The sequence below is a fragment of the uncultured Phenylobacterium sp. genome (assembly GCF_902826855.1).
Classification (GTDB): domain Bacteria; phylum Pseudomonadota; class Alphaproteobacteria; order Caulobacterales; family Caulobacteraceae; genus Phenylobacterium.
Genome location: NZ_CADEGK010000157.1, coordinates 8,364 through 11,031, shown reverse-complemented (window position 1 = coordinate 11,031; position 2,668 = coordinate 8,364). Strand labels below are relative to the sequence as shown.

At 65.0% G+C, this 2,668-nt stretch carries 4 protein-coding genes and 1 tRNA gene; 4 read left to right on the top strand and 1 reads right to left on the bottom strand.

Going from position 1 to position 2,668, the window contains the following annotated elements:
• On the top strand, nucleotides 1-932 hold a 932-nt coding region (tuf, locus tag QZV94_RS18415), incomplete at its 5' end, for an elongation factor Tu (protein WP_293680121.1).
• Nucleotides 933-999: 67 nt separating this feature from the next.
• Here the strand turns inward: tuf and QZV94_RS18410 are convergent.
• Nucleotides 1,000-1,209, bottom strand: a complete 210-nt coding sequence (locus QZV94_RS18410) for a hypothetical protein (RefSeq protein ID WP_293680118.1) — start codon at nucleotides 1,207-1,209, stop codon at nucleotides 1,000-1,002.
• Nucleotides 1,210-1,397: 188 nt separating this feature from the next.
• Here QZV94_RS18410 and QZV94_RS18405 point away from each other — a divergent pair.
• The 3 genes from QZV94_RS18405 to nusG all read left to right on the top strand — a co-directional run bounded on the left by QZV94_RS18405 (nucleotide 1,398) and on the right by nusG (nucleotide 2,434).
• A tRNA-Trp gene (locus QZV94_RS18405) sits at nucleotides 1,398-1,473 on the top strand.
• Nucleotides 1,474-1,533: 60 nt separating this feature from the next.
• The gene (gene secE / locus QZV94_RS18400) at nucleotides 1,534-1,857 is read left to right on the top strand and encodes a preprotein translocase subunit SecE (protein WP_293680115.1); all 324 of its coding nucleotides are present in this window, start codon (nucleotides 1,534-1,536) and stop codon (nucleotides 1,855-1,857) included.
• Nucleotides 1,858-1,861: 4 nt separating this feature from the next.
• Nucleotides 1,862-2,434, top strand: coding sequence for a transcription termination/antitermination protein NusG (gene nusG / locus QZV94_RS18395; RefSeq protein ID WP_293680112.1), 573 nt, complete (start codon nucleotides 1,862-1,864; stop codon nucleotides 2,432-2,434).
• The last annotated feature ends 234 nt before the right edge of the window (nucleotides 2,435-2,668 follow it).

Genomic DNA, 2,668 nt, shown 5'->3' with positions numbered 1-2,668 from the left:
ACTACGTGAAGAACATGATCACGGGTGCGGCGCAGATGGATGGCGCGATCCTGGTGGTGAGTGCGGGCGATGGTCCGATGCCGCAGACGCGTGAGCACATCCTGTTGGCGCGGCAGTCTGGGGTTCCGGCGCTGGTGGTGTACCTGAACAAGGTGGACCAGGTGGATGACCCGGAGCTGCTGGAGCTGGTGGAGATGGAAGTCCGCGAGCTGCTCTCGGGCTATGATTATCCGGGTGACGACATCCCGATCGTGAAGGGCTCGGCGCTGGCGGCGGTTGAGGGGCGCAACCCGGAGATCGGCGAGAACTCGATTCTTGAGCTGATGAAGGCGGTGGACGACTACATCCCGCAGCCGGCGCGGGCGATCGACAAGCCGTTCATGATGGGCGTGGAAGACGTGTTCTCGATCTCGGGCCGCGGCACGGTGGTGACGGGTCGGATCGACCAGGGGATCGTGAAGGTCGGCGAGGAAGTGGAGATCGTGGGTCTGCGCGACACCCAGAAGACGGTGTGCACGGGCGTGGAGATGTTCCGCAAGCTGCTGGACCAGGGTCAGGCGGGGGACAACGTGGGTGTGCTGCTGCGCGGCACCAAGCGTGAGGACGTGGAGCGTGGCCAGGTGCTGTGCAAGCCGGGCTCGATCACGCCGCACACGGACTTCCAGGCGGAGGTCTACATCCTGACCAAGGAGGAGGGCGGTCGCCACACGCCGTTCTTCACCAACTACCGGCCGCAGTTCTACTTCCGGACCACCGACGTGACGGGGATCGTGAAGTTGAAGGAGGGCGTGGAGATGGTGATGCCGGGCGACAACGTGGAGCTGGACATCAGCCTGATCACGCCGATCGCCATGGACCAGGGCCTGCGCTTCACCATCCGCGAGGGCGGCCGCACGGTCGGCTCCGGCGTGGTGGCCAAGATCGTGAAGTAGGACCCAAGCTCAGCTTGGACCAGACCAAGGCCGCCGCGGGCAACCCCGGCGGCCTTTCTCTTGCGCTCTAGCGGCGCCTTGGCGCGCCGTCGGTCTGATCCGCCTGCGCCTGGTTGGGCGCCGGGCTGTCGCTCCGCTGCTCGCCGCTGGCGGGATCGGTGCGGGTCTTGGGTGAGTGGGCTGAGCCTTCGGCCCCCTCGGGTTCCTGGGCCATGCGCGGCTTGCCGGGCTTTTGGTCCTCGTCGCGGTTATAGGCTTCGTCGTGTGATCTGGGCATGATCGTACAACGGCCCACACCGGCCTTGGCTCCGCCAAACGGGCTTGAAAACCGAGACCGCTTGCGCCATACGCCTGCGTCCTACCCGACATCGTTGGATCGTGATTTTCTATCCGCCGCGCGCGGACGACGGGTGTTCACCACCGGTCCGGAATTCAGGGTCGAGCGACGTCGGATAGGGGTGATCTAGGAGTGTAGCTCAGCTGGTAGAGCGTCGGTCTCCAAAACCGAAAGTCGTGGGTTCGAGTCCCTCCACTCCTGCCACCCTATATAGAACCGGAGCGCGGGCCGTCCGCCGCTCCAGATGAGAGTTTGAAGCGCCGCATGGCCAGGAAATCGGGAAAGCGCCCGCAAGCGATCCGCGATCGCGCCGCCAAGACGGCGACAGTCATGGCCACGCCTTCGGCCGTCGGCGCCGAGGCTGCCAAGTCGGGCGGCTTCTTCCAGGGGCTGCTCAACACCCCGCGGTTCTTCCGCGAGGTCCGCGCCGAGGGTCGGAAGATCCACTGGACCAGTCGCCAGGAAACCTGGATCACCTCGGTCATGGTGGCGATCATGGTCGTCCTGGCCGCCATCTTCTTCGCGATCGTCAACCAGGTGCTGAGCCTGGCCATCACGGCGATCGTCAGATTCGCCACAGGCGGGTAACCCAATGTCCGAAGCAGCCACCGCCGCCCCGCCTAAGGGCAACCCCCACCACAAGTGGTACATCGTCCACGCCTACTCGAACTTCGAGAAGAAGGTGGCCGAGAGCATCCGCGAGCAGGCCAAGAACCAGGGCCTGGAGGAGGAGTTCTCCGAGATCCTGGTGCCCACCGAGGACGTCGTGGAGATCCGTCGCGGCCGGAAGGTCAATTCCGAGCGCAAGTTCTTCCCCGGCTACGTGCTGGTGAAGATGGAGCTGACGGACGAGGCCTACCACCTGATCAAGAACACCCCGAAGGTGACGGGCTTCCTGGGGAGCGGCTCGAAGCCGATCCCGGTCTCCGAGAAGGAGGTCCAGCGGATCGTCGGCGCCATCGAAGAGGGCGTGGAGCGGCCGAAGCCGACCATTTCGTTCGAGATCGGCGAGCAGGTGCGGGTCACCGACGGCCCCTTCGCCAGCTTCAACGGCTCGGTGGAACAGGTCGACGAGGAGCGCACCCGCCTGCGGGTCACCGTCTCCATCTTCGGCCGTGCGACGCCTGTCGAGCTGGAGTACAGCCAGGTCGAGAAGACCAGCTAAAGGTCGGTCGCGGTCTTGGGACACGAAGGTCACCAAGACCACGAAGAACACAAAGCGCTCTCGGCTGAGCTGGAAGCGGTCAGCCGGCAGGTCGTCGATGCGTCGATCAAGGTTGGGGCCAGCTGAGCGTCTTTGTGCGCTTCGCGGTCTTGGTGTCGAGGCTGCGTGCGGTTGTCTCCGTGCGCTTTGACTGCTAAACGCGCCCGCCTCGTGTTGCGCCTCTTTGGGCCAGCG

Coding starts and splice junctions, on each gene's coding strand:
- QZV94_RS18410 (WP_293680118.1), bottom strand. CDS start 1,209: ATGCCCAGATCACACGACGAAGCCTATAACCGCGACGAGGACCAAAAG.
- nusG (WP_293680112.1), top strand. CDS start 1,862: ATGTCCGAAGCAGCCACCGCCGCCCCGCCTAAGGGCAACCCCCACCAC.
- secE (WP_293680115.1), top strand. CDS start 1,534: ATGGCCAGGAAATCGGGAAAGCGCCCGCAAGCGATCCGCGATCGCGCC.